The sequence below is a fragment of the Microtetraspora glauca genome, from assembly GCF_040656155.1.
In the GTDB taxonomy this organism is placed as follows: Bacteria; Actinomycetota; Actinomycetes; order Streptosporangiales; family Streptosporangiaceae; genus Microtetraspora; species Microtetraspora glauca.
This window is the reverse complement of the sequence record NZ_JBFALK010000018.1, coordinates 144,229-158,157: the sequence shown is the minus strand read 5'-3', so window position 1 is coordinate 158,157 and position 13,929 is coordinate 144,229. Positions and strand designations below refer to the sequence as shown.

The following is a 13,929-nucleotide window of genomic DNA, read 5'->3' as shown; positions in this document are numbered from 1 at the left end:
GAATTCTTCGTTGCTTCCTCCCCGCACCGGAACGGCTCCGGGTGCGTCCTCCGGGCCCCGACGCGTGATCAGACGGGACGGCCCTTGTAACGTCCTCCTGCGCGCGGCGAAGGAGGGATCGATGGCGGAGGCGACGTCGGTCGTTCTGCTTCTCCTGGCGCTCGGCTTCGCCATCGTCCGGCCGAAGGGGCTCCCGGAGATCGTGGTCGCGGCCCCGGCCGCCGGCCTCGCGATCGCGCTCGGCCTGGTATCCCCGCAGACCGCCTGGGCGGAGGCGCTGCGCCTGCTTCCGGTGGTCGGCTTCCTGGCCGCCGTGCTCGCGCTGGCTTACCTGTGCGACCGGGAAGGGTTGTTCGAGGCCGCCGGCGCGCTGATGGCCCGCGGGCGAGGCGGCCTGCTGCTCCGGGTGTTCGTGGTGGCCTCCCTGGTCACGGCGGTGCTCAGCCTGGACGCCACCGTCGTGCTCCTGACCCCCGTGGTCCTCGCCACCACGTCCCGCCTGCGGGTACGGCCCGCTCCGCACCTCTACGCGTGCGGTCACCTGGCCAACACGGCGTCGCTGCTGCTCCCGGTCTCCAACCTGACGAACCTGCTGGCGTTCACGGCCAGCGGGTTGTCGTTCGCCCGCTTCGCCGCGCTCATGGCGTTGCCGTGGCTGGGCGCGATCGCGGTGGAGTACGCCGTCTTCCGCCGTTTCTTCGCCGCCGAACTGCGGCCGCCGGAACACCGGCCGCGAAACGACGGGCCCGGTGTCCCGATCTTCGCCCTCACCACGGTCGCGCTGACGCTCGCGGGCTTCGTCGTAGCGTCCGCCGTGGGCGTCAACCCCGCCTGGGCCGCGCTCGCCGGTGGGCTCGTGCTGGCCGCGCGGGCCCTCGGACAACGCCGGGTGACCGTCCGCTCGGTGCTCCGCTCGGCCGATCTCCCGTTCTGCGGATTCGTTCTCGCGCTCGGAGTCGTCGTACGCGCCGTGGTGGACGGCGGGCTGGGCCGTGCCGTACGCCCTCTGGTGCCCGGGGGCGACTCGCTGCTCGGGCTGCTGGCCGTCGCCGCCATCGCCGCCGTGCTCGCGAATCTGTTCAACAATCTGCCCGCCGTGCTCGTCCTGCTGCCGATCACGGCGGCGAGCGGCGCGGGTCCCGTGCTCGCGACGCTGATCGGGGTGAACATCGGCCCGAACCTCACCTACGTGGGATCGCTCGCGACCCTGCTGTGGCGGCGGGTGCTCCACGCCCATGCCCACGAGCCCGATCTCGGTCGGTTTCTGCGGCTCGGCCTCCTCACTGTTCCCGCGGCGCTGGTGGTGGCGGTGGGCGGGCTGTGGGCGGGACTCCGCCTGATCGGCCCCTGAGCGCGGGCGGCGGGCGGGCGGTCGCTCAGATGCCGCGGAGCGCGGGCAGCAGTTCCCGGTGCGACCAGTCGAAGAACTCGTTCTGGTGCTCGTGGCCGATCTGGACCAGGGCGACGTGGGTGAACCCGGCGTCGGTGTACTGGCGCACCGCCTCCACCACGGCGTCGACGTCCGCGCCGCACGGGACCTTCTCCGCGACGTCCTCGGGCCGTACGGTCGCGGCGCAGGCGTCGAAGTTCACCGGCGCGGGGAGCTCGGCCATGACCTTCCAGCCCGCCATCGCCCAGCGCCAGAGCCGGTGGGCCCGCTCCACCGCCGCTCCCCGGTCCGGGTCGTAGGCGATGGCCAGCTGGCCGTAGACCGGCTTGTCCCTGCCGCCCTCGGCGACGAACTTCGCGACCAGGTCGGCGTCCGGATCCGTCGCGACCAGGCCGTCGCCGTACTCGGCGGCGATCTCGCAGGACTGGTCCCCCGAGGCGGCGACCGCGATGGGCACCGGCTCGTCCGGAAGGTCGAAAAGGCGGGCCGAGTCGACGTCGAAGTGCGCGCCGCGATAGCTCGTGTACCCGCCCTCGAACAACTCCTGGATGATCTCGATGGCCTCGCGGAACATGTCGTGCCGCGTGTTGACCGGCGGCCAGCCGTGGCCGATCACGTGCTCGTTGAGGTTCTCCCCCGCTCCCAGGCCGAGGGTGAACCGTCCCTCGGACAGGGCGCCGACGGTGGCCGCCTTCTGCGCGACCACCGCCGGGTGGTACCGCATGATCGGGCAGGTGACGTACGTCATGAGCGGCAGACGCCGGGTCGAGACGGCCGCCGCGCCCAGCACCGACCACGCGTACGGCGCGTGCCCCATCTCCTCCAGCCAGGGGAAGTAGTGGTCGGAGATCACCGCGTAGTCGAACCCCACGCGCTCGGCGATGACGACGTCGTCGACCAGCTGCCTGGGGGGTGTCTGCTCGGTCATCATGGTGTACCCGATCTGAGCCATACGCCGACGACTACCCACCTCCGGCCGGGGCTCGCCGAGGCGGAAGGTCTCTTTGCCGGGCGTCCTCTCACGGAAGTCGTGAATTTTTCACTGCCGCCGTCTTGTGGCGATCCGAAGAATCGGACCCATGGAAGCGATCCAGGTGGACGGGCTCAGGAAGAGCTACGCGGACTTCGAGGCGGTCAGGGAGATCTCCTTCAGCGTGGCCAAGGGCGAGATCTTCGCCCTGCTCGGCAGGAACGGCGCGGGCAAGAGCACGACGATGGAGATCCTCGCCGGGTTCCAGCGCCCCGACGGCGGCACCGTACGGGTGCTCGGGCTCGACCCGGTCAAGGACCGCGCCAAGGTGCGCAAGAGCATCGGCATCATGCTGCAGGAGGCGGGGTTCTTCCCCGACCTGACCGTGGCGCAGACCGTCGACTCCTGGAGGGAGTTCGTCCCGGTCGCCCGGCCCCGCGCGGAGGCCCTGGAGCTGGTCGGTCTGACCGGCAAGGCGGGGACCAAGGTGCGCCAGCTCTCCGGCGGTGAGAAGCGCCGGTTGGACCTCGCGCTGGCCACGCTCGGCCGTCCCGACCTGCTCTTCCTCGACGAGCCCACGACGGGCATGGACCCCGAGGCGCGCAAGGCCACCTGGGACGTCGTCACCGACCTGGCCGCGCGGGGCACCACGGTCCTGCTCACCACGCACTATCTGGAGGAGGCCCAGCGGCTCGCGACCACCATGGCGATCATGGACAAGGGTGCGATCGTGGCGAGCGGCGGCATGGCGGAGACCCTGGCGGCCCAGACCGGGCGGGTGGCGTTCGAGCTGCCTTCGGGGGTGGAGGCGCGGGACCTGCCCGTGGACGTCACGGCCGTCGAGGGCACCACGGTCGTCTGCCGTGTCCCCGATCCCGACGTGGCCGCGCAGACGCTGCTCGGCTGGGCCGGGGAGCGCGGGCTGCGGCTACGCGGCCTGGAGGTCCGTACGGCGACGCTCGAAGACCTGTTCCTCGACCTGGCGAGCAAGGAGAAGGCGTGAGGACCACAGTGCGCGAGACCCTCGCGAGCAAGGACCGGACGCGATGACGACCGTAGGCGGGACCCTGACAGGCAAGGAGCGGACGCGATGACGACGGTACGCGAGACCCTGGCGGTCGCCCGCCTCGGCGGCCGGATCTACTGGCGGGACAAGCAGGCGCTGACCGCGACGGTGCTGACCTCGGTGGGGCTCGGCATCGGCCTGCCGGTCATGATGGACCGGCTGCGCCCGGGTGAAACCTCGGTGATCGTCGCCCAGTTGCTCGGCATGCTGGCGGTGTCCCTCACGCTCAGCGGGTTCAACCAGAGCGCGGTCTCGCTGACCGCCCGGCGCGACCAGCTCATCCTCAAGCGGCTGCGGGCCTCCGGGCTGGGCGACGGTGCGGTTCTCGGCGGCGAACTGCTCAACATCATGGCCCAGAGCGTGCTGATCGCACTGGTCACCACGGTCGCGGTGGTGAACCTCACCTCGGCCACCGCGCCGCGCGATCCGGTCCTGTTCACGGTCTTCGTGGTGCTCGGCGCGGCCGTGATCACGTCGCTCGGCGCCGCCTGGACCGTGGTGATCCCCCGGGCGGAGGTGGCCGCGCCGCTGAGCATCCCGTTCTTCATGATCGCGGGATTGGGCGCCGGCGCCTTCGGGCCGATGAACCAGCTCCTTCCCGGCTGGCTGTCGACCGTACTCGACCTGCTGCCCACGGCCGCGGTGGTCAAGGTGGGCGGGGCGACGTTCGCCGACGGCACGTTCGCCGGTGACCTGCAGGCCGCGGTGGTACCGCTGCTGAACCTGAGCGTCTGGGCCGCCATCGCGCTGCTGGTCATCAGCCGCCGGTTCCGCTGGGAGCCGCGCCGCTCATAGTCGAGCCGGCCCAAATCGAGCCAGACCAAATCGGGTCGGCCATAGTCGATCCAGCCATAATCGGGACGTCATGCGTATGAGTTCGCAAACCCTGGCCATCGCCGTGGTCGGCACGATCTCGGTGGGATTCACGATCACCATGATCGCCTCGGTCCTGATGTTCGGCTCCTTGCTGTACGACGGGATCATGGTGGCGGCGATGGCCGGGTTCTTCGTCCCCCACTACCTTCAGATACGCGCGGCCCTGCGGGAACGAGCCTTCCGGGGGTTCCCGGTCGCTCTCCTCGTGCAGGCGGTGGCCACCTACGCGCCGATGCTCGCGTTCGGCCACTACTGGATCGCCCCGATGGTTCCGATCCTCATGGGGGCGGTGCTGCTCCGCCTGCGGTTCGCCGTGGCCCTGCCGATCGTGGCCTGCGCCATGGCCGTGCACGCCTGGGTGTTCACCGTCACGCCGGGCGGCACCGTGGGAAGCGGCTTCTACTACGCGATCACGGTTTTCGTGACCGGATTCGTGATCTACGCGGTGACCCGGCTCGTGGTCGTGACCAGGGAACTCGAACGGGCCCGTGCCGATCTCGCCGAGGCCGCGGTGCTGAAGGAACGGCTGCGCATCTCCCGCGATCTCCACGACGGGCTCGGACACAGCCTGTCCGCCATCGCGCTCAAGGGCGACCTGGCCAGAAGGCTCGTCGAACGTGACCCCGTCATGGCCTCCGGCGAGCTCGACGAGCTGGTCCGGGTCGCCAGGGACGCCGCGCAGGACGTACGGCAGGTGGCCCGCGGGTTCAGGGAGATGTCCCTGACGCAGGAGGTGCACCGGGCCACGGCGCTGCTTGAGGCCTCCGGCGTCGACTGCCACGTCAACCTCGCCGAGATCGAGCTTCCGAAAGCCGCCGGCGAGACCCTCGCCTGGGGTGTGCGCGAAGGCGTCACCAACGTCGTACGGCACAGCCGCGCGACCACCTGCTCGATCAGCACCTCCCGCCGGGGCCGTGCCGTACGCCTTGAGGTGGTGAACGACGGCGCTTCGGGAACCGGCGCTTCGGGAACCGGCGCCTCGGGAACCGGCGCCTCGGGAACCGGCGCCTCGGCAGGCGGCGCCAAACAGGACAGTGCCATGCAGGGCAGTGCCAAGCAGGGCAGTGCCAAGCAGACCGGCGTTCCGGGGGAAGGCGGCCCCGCCGGTAGTGGCGGCGGCAACGGGCTGGCGGGGCTGCGTGAGCGGGCCGCCCAGATCGGCGGATCCTTGCTCGCGGAGCGCGTCGGCGACAGCGGGTTCCGCCTGGTCATGGAGGTGCCCCTGGCCGTACCGGCTCCCGGAGCGGCGGGAACGGAGGTGCCGGCGTGATCAAGGTGCTGCTCGCCGAGGACATGCATATGATCAGAGCGGCGCTGACGGCGCTGCTGCGTCTCGAATCCGACATCGACGTGGTCGCCGAGGTGACCAGAGGGGACGAGATCGTCCCCGAGGCCCTCCGCGCGCGACCGGACGTGGCGGTCGTCGACATCGACCTCCCCGTCGTGGACGGCATCACCGCCGCGGCCGAGCTGCGCGACCGCCTGCCCTCCTGCCGGATCCTGGTGCTCACCGCGATGGGCCAGCCCGGACAGGTACGGCGCGCCCTGTCGGTCGGCATCGAGGCGTTCCTCGTCAAGGACGCCCCCGGCGACCGGCTCGCCGACGCCATTCGCCGTACCGCGCAGGGCCTGCGCGTCCTGGATCCCGAACTGGTCGCGTCCGCGATGGAGTACGGCGCGAGCCCGCTGACGCCCCGGGAGACGACCGTGCTCAAGGAGGCCGCCCACGGCTCGGCGGCGGAAGAGATCGCGGGGCGCCTGCACCTCTCCGCCGGCACTGTTCGGAACTACCTGACCAGCGCGATCGCCAAGACCGGCGCACGCAACAAGATCGACGCCATCCGGGTGGCCCAGGACGCGGGCTGGCTCTGACCCGAGTCCGCGTACAGGAGGGGGCACATGCCGATCCGATCGGAGAACTTCGTCGTTGTGGCAGGAGGGCCGTGATCCGCTGACCCCTTCGGATCGATCTCGCCGGCCCTTCGGGTCGCTCAGTCGCGGCGGCCGAGCTCCTCGCAGAGAAGGCTGGCGCCGATGCCCACGAGCCAGGTGTCCTTGGCGATCGCGATCCCCTCCCGCGTGGGCCGCAGGCTGCCCTCCTCCCGCAGACCGGGCGTCTTGAGGTACAGGCCCACCAGTCCACCGGCGAACGCGGTGAGCGCGGCTCCCGCGAGAACCGACGGGACGACCGGGACCAGCAACGCCACCCCGAGCGCGATCTCCGCCTTGGACAGCAGGTTGACGAAGGACATGGGGTCCATGTCCTTGAGGAAGGGATAGGTCCCCGAGGCCATCCCGTGCAGACCGGCGGCGGTCTCCTCGTCCGCGGACGCCTTACTGAGTCCCGAGTTCAGCATGAACAGCCCGGTGGCCAGCCGTACGGGAATCTGGTGTGGCCGGACAAGAAACCTCATGTCGTCCCCCGAAGAGCGATTCATCCGGTCTGTCCGCCCTACCCGGTGGCGTCCCCGGTATCCCCCGCTTGAACTTTTATTGATCGCCGCGAGGGCGGGGCTGTGCCACCGGAACGCGCCTGGAACAGCGGCTCGCGGGAACAGCGAGCCGGGAGACAGCAGGTGGTGGTGACAGGGATCGTGGGACAGCGGTGCCGCCGAGCGCCGACCCGGGGTGACGACGGATCATAATGACCGCTCATGAGGACGCTATATCCACCGATCGAACCCCACGATTCCGGCCTGCTCGACGTCGGCGACGGCAACCAGGTCTATTGGGAAGTGTGCGGCAACCCCCGGGGCAAGCCCGTCGTCATGGTCCACGGAGGTCCCGGAGGCGGCTGCACCGCGGAGCACCGCCGCCAGTTCGATCCGGAGGCGTACCGCATCGTGCTGTTCGACCAGCGCAACTGCGGGCGCAGCCGGCCGCACGCGTCCGATCCCGCGGTGTCCCTTGAGCACAACACGACCTGGCATCTGGTCGCCGACATGGAGCGGCTCCGCGAGCATCTCGGGATCGACCGGTGGCAGGTGTACGGCGGGTCCTGGGGCAGCGCGCTCTCCCTGGCGTACGCGCAGAGCCATCCCGACCGGGTGTCCGAGCTCGTGCTGCGCGGCGTCTTCACGCTGCGGCCGGTCGAGCTGCGCTGGTTCTACCAGGAGGGGGCCTCGATGGTCTATCCCGACCTGTGGGAGAGCTACGTCGCGCCGATCCCGGAGGACGAGCGGCATGACCTCATCGCCGCCTTCCACGCGCGGCTGAACGATCCCGATCCCGCCGTACGGGTTCCCGCGGCGCGGGCCTGGAGCGTGTGGGAGGGCTCGACCATCACGCTGCACCGCGATCCCGGGATCATCGCCAAGCACGCCGACGACGACTACGCGGTCTCGTTCGCCAGGATCGAGAGCCACTATTTCGTGAACGGCGGCTTCTTCTCGGAGGAGCAGTTGCTCCGCGGCATCGACCGGATCAGGCACATTCCCTGCGTCATCGTGCAGGGGCGGTACGACATGTGCACTCCGGCGGCGACCGCGTGGGACCTGCACCGGGCCTGGCCGGAGGCCGAGTTCCACATCGTCGACGACGCGGGACACGCCTACTCGGAACCCGGCATCCTGGACCGCCTCATCGAGGCGACCGATCGATTCGCCCGGCGCCGCTGAACGGAGCACCGGCGTTCGCGGGGACCGTGAGGTCCAGGCTGCGGGGACCTCGCCAAGCGCCTCTCGCAAACAGGGGCTTTACACCGCTACGTCCGATTTACCAGACAGCCCCTAAAATCGAGGCATGTATCGGGGAACCGTCGACGGCCTGTACCGCTGGCCGGTCAAGTCCTTGCGCGGGGAGCGCGTTGCCGCCGCGCTGCTGGATCACCGGGGGCTGGCCGGCGACCGGGCGTACGCGCTCATCGACGAGCGTCCCGCGCACGCGGGCAGGCGGCTCACGGTACGGCAGTCGCCCGGGATGCTGGCCTGGGAGGCCGCGTACCCGGCGACCTGCGACGGCTCTCCCGAGCCGCCGGGGCCTCCGGTGCTCTACTCGCCCGGCGGAGTGCCGTGGGCGTGGGACGATCCCGAGCTGCCCGCCGAGCTGACCGGCTCGTACGGCGTACCGCTCTCGCTCCGGGCGGCGGACGGCCAGCAGGACCGGGGCCCGACGGTGCTGGTGACCTTCGAGGCGTCCCTGCGCGGCCTGGAGGAGGAGATGGGCGCGGAGGTGGAGCTGGACAGGTTCCGCCCCAACGTCCACCTGGTCACCGACGCGCCCGCGTTCGCGGAGGAGTCGTTCACGGAGGGCACCGTGATCTCGGTGGGCGGGGCCGTCCTGGAGGTGACGGGCGACCACACGGGGCCCTGCATCCGCTGTGCCGTACCGAGTTGGGATCCGCAGGGGCGGGAACGCTGGCCGGAGCTGCAGAAGCATCTCATCACGGCCCATGAGAACAAGTTCGGCGTGATCATGCGGGTGACCGATCCGGGAACGGTGCGCGTCGGCGCGGCCGCCGAAGTCCGGCGACAGCCGCACCGATAGCCCACAAGGGATATTCAGTGGCGTTCCGGGCGCAGCATAGGAAAAGGTCTGCGGATGGAACGTGATCTGATCAGCCACATCGCGCACGACGACCACCCCATCGCGTCGCCCATCAGCGAAGCCCATATCGACCGCCTGCTCACCCGTGCCCGGCTGCCCAAGGGGGCGCGGATCCTCGATCTGGGCTGCGGCGGGGCCCAGTGGACGCTACGGGCACTCGCGCTCTATCCGGACGCGACGGCCGACGGTGTGGACATCTCCGCCCACGCCCTCGCCTCCGCCGCCGAGGCCGCCGAGGAGGGGCGGGTGGCCGACCGGATCCGCCTGCACCAGGCGTCCGCCACGGAGTTCACCGGCGACGACGGCCCGTACGACCTCGTGTTCTGCGCGGGAGCGACGCACGCCTTCGGCGGACTCGTCCCGACCATGGAGGCGATCGCCCGCCACCTGCGTCCCGGCGGCCTCGCCCTGGTCGGTGAAGGATTCTGGGAGCGGACGCCCACCCCCGAGGCGCTCGCGCTGGTCGACGATCCGGATGACTACGCCGATCTCGCCGGGACCGTGGCGCGGGCCGAGAGCGCGGGCTACGTCACCGTCTACGCCCACACCAGCGAGCTCGGGGAGTGGGACGACTACGAGTGGTCCTGGACCGGAACCCTGCTCCGCTGGGCCGAGGAGAACCCCGGCCCCGACGGCACGGCGGCGCGCGAGGCCGCGCTCGACCACCGGGACATGTGGCTGAAGGGATACCGGGGCGTCCTCGGCTTCGTCTCGCTCCTGCTGCGCCGTACCCGCTAGCCGGGTCGTCTCCGGCCGGTCACGCCCTGCCGCGCACGGACCCGGTCCGCCACGACTCCCGCGTTTCGTGGATCTTCCTGGCCGGTCGCCGCCTGTCGCCCTGGCGGCCGAGATCCACGAAACCCTCCCCGGAGGGGGATCACATCCGGTCGAACCTGGCACTCCCTCTGCGCGCACATTGCGCATCCTTTAATGTGACATGAGTGCCGATTGACGACCAGCCGCCCATAACCCGATATAGGTGGCTCGATGCGTTGCGCGGGCTGGGCGCGACCGCGGTGCTCCTCGAACACATGACGTACCGTTTCCTGCCCGATGTCCGACCGACCTGGTTCAACCTGGGCAACTACGGCGTACTGGTGTTCTTCCTGGTCAGCGGGTACATCATCCCCGCATCGCTGGAGCGCAGGGGCGACGTGCGGGCGTTCTGGATCGGCCGGGTCTTCCGCCTCTATCCGCTGTACGTCCTGACCATCGTGATCGTCCTCGCGATGGCCTCGATCGCGCCGTTGCGCAAGAACATCGACCTCGTCGGGCACATCACGATGCTGATGGAGGTCACCGGCTCCTGGGCGTTCACCGAGCCGATGTGGACGCTGTCCTACGAGATGGTCTTCTACATCCTCGTCACCGCCCTGTTCGTGGCGGGCGTGCACCGGCGCAGCGGGTTGTTCGCCCTGGCGTTCGGGCTGCTGTCGGTCCTGGTGGCCTTCGCCATGCCGACCCGGGGCCTGCTCGGCGGTCCGGTGGTGCCCGTCGTCGTGCTGGCGGTGCTCCTGGCCGGCCTGGGCGGCGTCCTGTTCGGCTCCGGGAGGGTCCGTACGGCGGGAGCGGTGATCCTGGGCACGCTCGCCATCGCGCTCGTCGTGGTGGGCAGCCGTGTGCCCTGGCAGGGGGCGATGGTCCTGGCGGTCATGTTCACCGGCACGGTGATCCACCGATGGGAGCGCGGTCAGGGATCGGGGATCTGGCCCGTACTGGGGGTGGCGTTCCTGATCTGCCTGACCCCTTTCATGAAGCCGGTGACCGTGAACGGGATGGCCAACCTGATGACGGTCGCCCTGGCCGGGGGCACGTTCTGCCTCTTCTACGCCCTGCGCGGCCGGCACCTCCCGTACGGCCTGGCCTGGCTGGGGTTGATCAGCTATTCGGTCTACATGTTGCACATGCCGTTGCTGCGGCTCTTCTTCTTCGTCGCGGGCGATCCGCTCAGGTTCCCCGTGGTGGTCCAACTCGGGCTCGGCCTCGGCGTCCTCGCCGCCGTGTGCGGTGTGAGCTGGCTGACCTACCGGTTCGTCGAGCTGCCGATGCAGCGGGTCGGCCGCCGCCTGGCGAAGGGACGCCCCGCGGTCCCCTCCCCTCCCCGGGACCGCATTACCATTGGTTAGCGCGAGTGGGTAGCGGAGAATACGTACCCATATGGGGGTTTATCCCCTCACGACGTGGTCGCTCCCTTGGGCATCCTGATGGTGGAAGAAAACCACCACGACCAGCGAGGATCTCCCGAAGGACGACATGATGTGCAAGCACCGGCCTTCCTGCCCTCCCGCCTCCGCCTCCGACCACGAGGCGGCCATCCTGGTGGCCTACCACCCGGAGCAGGGCTGGGGCCTGCTTTGCAACGGCGTGGTGGTCTTCGACGACAGCGGTGAGCTGCTGCCCGACGGGCGCAGTGTCCCGGCCGACCGGAAGCTTTCGGGGTGTGCGGCATGACCATCGACATCGCGGCCGCGGGCGTGCGGAATGCCCCGGCCACTTCGGCGTTCTCGGCACGGCGGACCTGGGCCGTCGACTGGGACCGCGCGTGGGTCAAGGCCGAGACCGAGGCCGTCCGGCCCTCCCGCGAGTCTGAGCGTGCGCCCGAGGAGCTCACCGCCACCTGGGAGCTGCCGCAGCGCCTGGCCTCCACCTGCATGGCGAGGCGCGTGACCCGCGCCCGCCTCAGCACGTGGGGCCTGCCGCAGGACACGATCGACGTCGCCGAACTGCTCGTCAGCGAGCTGGCCGGCAACGCGCTGCGCCACACCCACGGCCCCGTCCAGCTCTCCCTCTTCTTCACGGAGGGCCTGCTGCGCTGCGAGGTCGAGGACGCCGACCGGAACCCGCCGCGCATCCGCGAGGCGGACGACGACGACGAGCGGGGTCGCGGGCTGGGCATGCTCGACCTGCTCTCCTGCTGCTGGGGTAGCGACCCCACGCCCACCGGCAAGATCGTGTGGTTCGAGCTGTCGGCACGCTCAGACGTCGGCCTCCGGTAGGAGGCCGAGCTGGGCCAGCAGCTCAAGCTGGTCGAAATAGAAGCGCATGCTGACCATGAGGCCGTCCTCGACCGTGCACATGGCGCAACAGCGGAGCTGGATGGGCCGTCCCGTTCCGGGGACCGCGCGGCCGCCGGGCATCAGATAGGTGCCCTCGTGGGTGCCGACCATCATCAGCTCCTCGGCCGCGAGGTCGCCGTGGTCGACCGTCTCCCACACGATCGCGCGGACGTCCGGGAACGCGGCGAAGAACTGCCCGATGTACGAGGCGATCTCCTCGTGTCCCTCCGCCGGGCCCTCGGGGCTGATCCACACCGCGGCCGGGCTGACATTGCGCAGCAGCGCGTCGATGTCGTGGTCGTTGAACGCGGCCGTATGCCTGTCCAGAACCTCCCGGGCCTGGGTCATGGCGCCCCCTTCCCGCCGGTGGTCGTCGTACCGTTCCCCCTGCGCGCCCCCCTACGCGAAATGGTACGACGCACCGGCGGGACCCCCCGGCCCCAGCTACGAGACCCAGCGACGGGACAGCTACGGGACGCTGCGTCAGGCCGCTGCGGCGACCCATAGCTGGTGAACTCCTGAAGAGCGCGAAATCACGGAGCGACCTCGACCAGGTCCACGCCGAGAAGGTCGGCCACGGCGCGCAGCTCGGCCGCGCGGTGCCCGACGCCGAGCGCCCAATGGTGGGAGATCCCGGTGGCGCTCCACTGGTCGACCCACTCCCCGGGGTCGCAGCCGAAGTCGACCCGCGAGGTGGTGTTGCCGATCCGCAGCAGCGGGCCGTCCACGACCTCGCCCTCGGACACGACGAAACCGAACCTGCCGTCGGGCTTGTGCAGCAGCCCGAACGCGGTGACCGGACCGTGCGCCACGTCGAACTCGACCGACACGCCCCAACCGCGCTTCCCGTGGTAGACGCCGAGCCCGCGCAGCAGCGGGCGCCGGGCGCTGATGGCCAGGTGGGCCGGCCCGTCGTGGCCCATCTCGACGTGTCCACGGGTGAAGTCGAGCGCCTGCAGTTCGGTGAACGAGCCGCCGCCGCCCAGCCGGTCCATGATCATCATCGCCAGCGAGGTGCGCAGCTCGTACTCGCCGGCCGTGGGCACACCCCGGGCCGTGAGCAGCGAGGCGCCGAGGATCATCCCGGCGCCCAGCCGCTCGTGGATCTCGCCGTCCAGACCGCGGTGGTAGTACGCGAGGCTGTCCAGCGAGAAGTCGTCCACCAGCCGGTCGAGGCCGACGGACACGCGTGCCGCCCAGGAGAAGTCGTCCTCGTTGACCGTGTCGGCCAGCTCGAAGACGTCCCTGGCCAGGTCCATCCGCTGCGTGACCTCGGAGTCGGTGACCTTCTCCACCCGTACGCGGAGGTCGTCGAACTCCAGGACCTCGACGTGACCGCCGAGGTTGGCGGTGACGAGGGTGAGGTCGGTCGCGACGTCGAGCATGCCCGGGTAGAGGTGGCCCATCAGGCCGTGCCGTCCGCGGCGAAGCGCCGCCCGCACCCCCGCCGCCCTGACCCAGCGGCCGATCTTCGACCAGGCCCGCTCGTCCTCCAGGTAGCCGGAGACCGAGCGGAACGGGATGCCGCAGCGGGTGAAGGCGTTCGCCATCTCCGGCAGCGGGCAGGCGCCGCAGTACGCGAGCCACTGCCCGGTGTCGAAGGTGGCGTGCTCCATCGACTCGGTCGGCTGCAGGTTGATCAGCAGCACCGGAGCGCCGCTGCGCTGCGCGACGGGGACGAGCATCGTCGCCGTCATGTACGTGGTGAGGAAGCCGACGATGATGTCGCAGCCCGCCTCGCGCAGCCGCTCCGCCGCCGCCGCGCCCTCCTGGGCGTCGGAGATGAAGCCCACGTCCACGACGTCGCAGCCGAGATCGCGCATCCGTTCCGACACGCGGTCGGCGGAGCGCCGCAGCTGCGGCAGCAGGTCGGGGAACTGCGGCCAGTACGCGCCGAGTCCCCCGGCGACCAGCCCTACCCGCGTGCGCGGAGGGCTGATCCGATCCAGTTCGATGGTCATGGCACGTCCTCTCGGGGGATGGCGTCGGAACGTCGAGGAACGATCGCCGGCACGCCGAGGACCGG

General features: G+C 70.5%; 15 protein-coding genes. 11 read left to right on the top strand and 4 right to left on the bottom strand.

Annotation, left to right across the window (positions count from 1 at the left end):
* Nucleotides 1-121 precede the first annotated feature (121 nt).
* On the top strand, nucleotides 122-1,351 hold the full coding sequence (locus AB0I59_RS29815) for an SLC13 family permease (RefSeq protein ID WP_358138203.1): 1,230 nt from the start codon (nucleotides 122-124) through the stop codon (nucleotides 1,349-1,351).
* 25 nt (nucleotides 1,352-1,376) lie between these two features.
* On the opposite strand, the gene AB0I59_RS29810 is transcribed toward AB0I59_RS29815, so the two are convergent.
* Nucleotides 1,377-2,342, bottom strand: coding sequence for a TIGR03557 family F420-dependent LLM class oxidoreductase (locus AB0I59_RS29810; RefSeq protein WP_358138201.1), 966 nt, complete (start codon nucleotides 2,340-2,342; stop codon nucleotides 1,377-1,379).
* A gap of 127 nt (nucleotides 2,343-2,469) precedes the next feature.
* On the opposite strand from AB0I59_RS29810, the gene AB0I59_RS29805 reads away from it, so the two are divergent.
* The 4 genes from AB0I59_RS29805 to AB0I59_RS29790 all read left to right on the top strand — a co-directional run bounded on the left by AB0I59_RS29805 (nucleotide 2,470) and on the right by AB0I59_RS29790 (nucleotide 6,174).
* Entirely contained in the window at nucleotides 2,470-3,363 is an 894-nt protein-coding gene (locus AB0I59_RS29805) for an ABC transporter ATP-binding protein (protein ID WP_061260053.1), read from the top strand.
* An 87-nt stretch (nucleotides 3,364-3,450) separates the two neighbouring features.
* On the top strand, nucleotides 3,451-4,221 hold the full coding sequence (locus AB0I59_RS29800; protein ID WP_061260054.1) for an ABC transporter permease: 771 nt from the start codon (nucleotides 3,451-3,453) through the stop codon (nucleotides 4,219-4,221).
* Nucleotides 4,222-4,297: 76 nt separating this feature from the next.
* Entirely contained in the window at nucleotides 4,298-5,572 is a 1,275-nt protein-coding gene (locus AB0I59_RS29795; RefSeq protein WP_358138199.1) for a sensor histidine kinase, read from the top strand.
* Complete coding sequence (locus tag AB0I59_RS29790; RefSeq protein WP_358138197.1) at nucleotides 5,569-6,174, top strand: response regulator transcription factor; 606 nt, start codon at nucleotides 5,569-5,571, stop codon at nucleotides 6,172-6,174. The genes AB0I59_RS29795 and AB0I59_RS29790 overlap by 4 nt, the downstream gene beginning before the upstream one ends.
* A 119-nt stretch (nucleotides 6,175-6,293) precedes the next feature.
* Here the strand turns inward: AB0I59_RS29790 and AB0I59_RS29785 are convergent, their stop codons facing one another.
* Nucleotides 6,294-6,716 (bottom strand): hypothetical protein, encoded by a 423-nt coding sequence (locus AB0I59_RS29785; protein WP_061260057.1) that lies wholly within the window; start codon nucleotides 6,714-6,716, stop codon nucleotides 6,294-6,296.
* A 240-nt stretch (nucleotides 6,717-6,956) separates the two neighbouring features.
* Between AB0I59_RS29785 and pip the strand changes: the two genes are divergently transcribed.
* From pip to AB0I59_RS29755, 6 genes are all read left to right on the top strand, one after another.
* Nucleotides 6,957-7,919, top strand: a complete 963-nt coding sequence (pip, locus tag AB0I59_RS29780; protein WP_061260058.1) for a prolyl aminopeptidase — start codon at nucleotides 6,957-6,959, stop codon at nucleotides 7,917-7,919.
* Between the two features lie 124 nt (nucleotides 7,920-8,043).
* Nucleotides 8,044-8,787: an MOSC domain-containing protein gene (locus AB0I59_RS29775; RefSeq protein ID WP_061260059.1), complete on the top strand. Its 744-nt coding sequence runs from the start codon at nucleotides 8,044-8,046 to the stop codon at nucleotides 8,785-8,787.
* A 54-nt stretch (nucleotides 8,788-8,841) separates the two neighbouring features.
* On the top strand, nucleotides 8,842-9,585 hold the full coding sequence (locus tag AB0I59_RS29770; RefSeq protein WP_358138194.1) for an SAM-dependent methyltransferase: 744 nt from the start codon (nucleotides 8,842-8,844) through the stop codon (nucleotides 9,583-9,585).
* A 203-nt stretch (nucleotides 9,586-9,788) separates the two neighbouring features.
* Nucleotides 9,789-10,973, top strand: a complete 1,185-nt coding sequence (locus AB0I59_RS29765) for an acyltransferase family protein (RefSeq protein WP_061260061.1) — start codon at nucleotides 9,789-9,791, stop codon at nucleotides 10,971-10,973.
* A gap of 130 nt (nucleotides 10,974-11,103) precedes the next feature.
* On the top strand, nucleotides 11,104-11,298 hold the full coding sequence (locus AB0I59_RS29760) for a DUF5999 family protein (RefSeq protein WP_061260165.1): 195 nt from the start codon (nucleotides 11,104-11,106) through the stop codon (nucleotides 11,296-11,298).
* On the top strand, nucleotides 11,295-11,843 hold the full coding sequence (locus tag AB0I59_RS29755; protein WP_061260062.1) for an ATP-binding protein: 549 nt from the start codon (nucleotides 11,295-11,297) through the stop codon (nucleotides 11,841-11,843). The genes AB0I59_RS29760 and AB0I59_RS29755 overlap by 4 nt, the downstream gene beginning before the upstream one ends.
* Here AB0I59_RS29755 and AB0I59_RS29750 read toward each other — a convergent pair.
* Nucleotides 11,823-12,251 (bottom strand): nuclear transport factor 2 family protein, encoded by a 429-nt coding sequence (locus AB0I59_RS29750; protein ID WP_061260063.1) that lies wholly within the window; start codon nucleotides 12,249-12,251, stop codon nucleotides 11,823-11,825. The genes AB0I59_RS29755 and AB0I59_RS29750 overlap by 21 nt on opposite strands.
* Before the next feature lie 185 nt (nucleotides 12,252-12,436).
* Nucleotides 12,437-13,864 (bottom strand): L-fucose/L-arabinose isomerase family protein, encoded by a 1,428-nt coding sequence (locus AB0I59_RS29745; protein WP_358138191.1) that lies wholly within the window; start codon nucleotides 13,862-13,864, stop codon nucleotides 12,437-12,439.
* Nucleotides 13,865-13,929: the final 65 nt, after the last annotated feature.

Excerpts from the sequence above, each read along its gene's own strand:
- AB0I59_RS29810 (WP_358138201.1), bottom strand. The coding sequence starts at position 2,342 with ATGGCTCAGATCGGGTACACCATGATGACCGAGCAGACACCCCCCAGG.
- AB0I59_RS29775 (WP_061260059.1), top strand. The coding sequence starts at position 8,044 with ATGTATCGGGGAACCGTCGACGGCCTGTACCGCTGGCCGGTCAAGTCC.
- AB0I59_RS29745 (WP_358138191.1), bottom strand. The coding sequence starts at position 13,864 with ATGACCATCGAACTGGATCGGATCAGCCCTCCGCGCACGCGGGTAGGG.
- AB0I59_RS29805 (WP_061260053.1), top strand. The coding sequence starts at position 2,470 with ATGGAAGCGATCCAGGTGGACGGGCTCAGGAAGAGCTACGCGGACTTC.
- AB0I59_RS29800 (WP_061260054.1), top strand. The coding sequence starts at position 3,451 with ATGACGACGGTACGCGAGACCCTGGCGGTCGCCCGCCTCGGCGGCCGG.
- AB0I59_RS29815 (WP_358138203.1), top strand. The coding sequence starts at position 122 with ATGGCGGAGGCGACGTCGGTCGTTCTGCTTCTCCTGGCGCTCGGCTTC.
- AB0I59_RS29770 (WP_358138194.1), top strand. The coding sequence starts at position 8,842 with ATGGAACGTGATCTGATCAGCCACATCGCGCACGACGACCACCCCATC.
- AB0I59_RS29795 (WP_358138199.1), top strand. The coding sequence starts at position 4,298 with ATGAGTTCGCAAACCCTGGCCATCGCCGTGGTCGGCACGATCTCGGTG.
- pip (WP_061260058.1), top strand. The coding sequence starts at position 6,957 with ATGAGGACGCTATATCCACCGATCGAACCCCACGATTCCGGCCTGCTC.
- AB0I59_RS29785 (WP_061260057.1), bottom strand. The coding sequence starts at position 6,716 with ATGAGGTTTCTTGTCCGGCCACACCAGATTCCCGTACGGCTGGCCACC.
- AB0I59_RS29750 (WP_061260063.1), bottom strand. The coding sequence starts at position 12,251 with ATGACCCAGGCCCGGGAGGTTCTGGACAGGCATACGGCCGCGTTCAAC.
- AB0I59_RS29755 (WP_061260062.1), top strand. The coding sequence starts at position 11,295 with ATGACCATCGACATCGCGGCCGCGGGCGTGCGGAATGCCCCGGCCACT.
- AB0I59_RS29760 (WP_061260165.1), top strand. The coding sequence starts at position 11,104 with ATGTGCAAGCACCGGCCTTCCTGCCCTCCCGCCTCCGCCTCCGACCAC.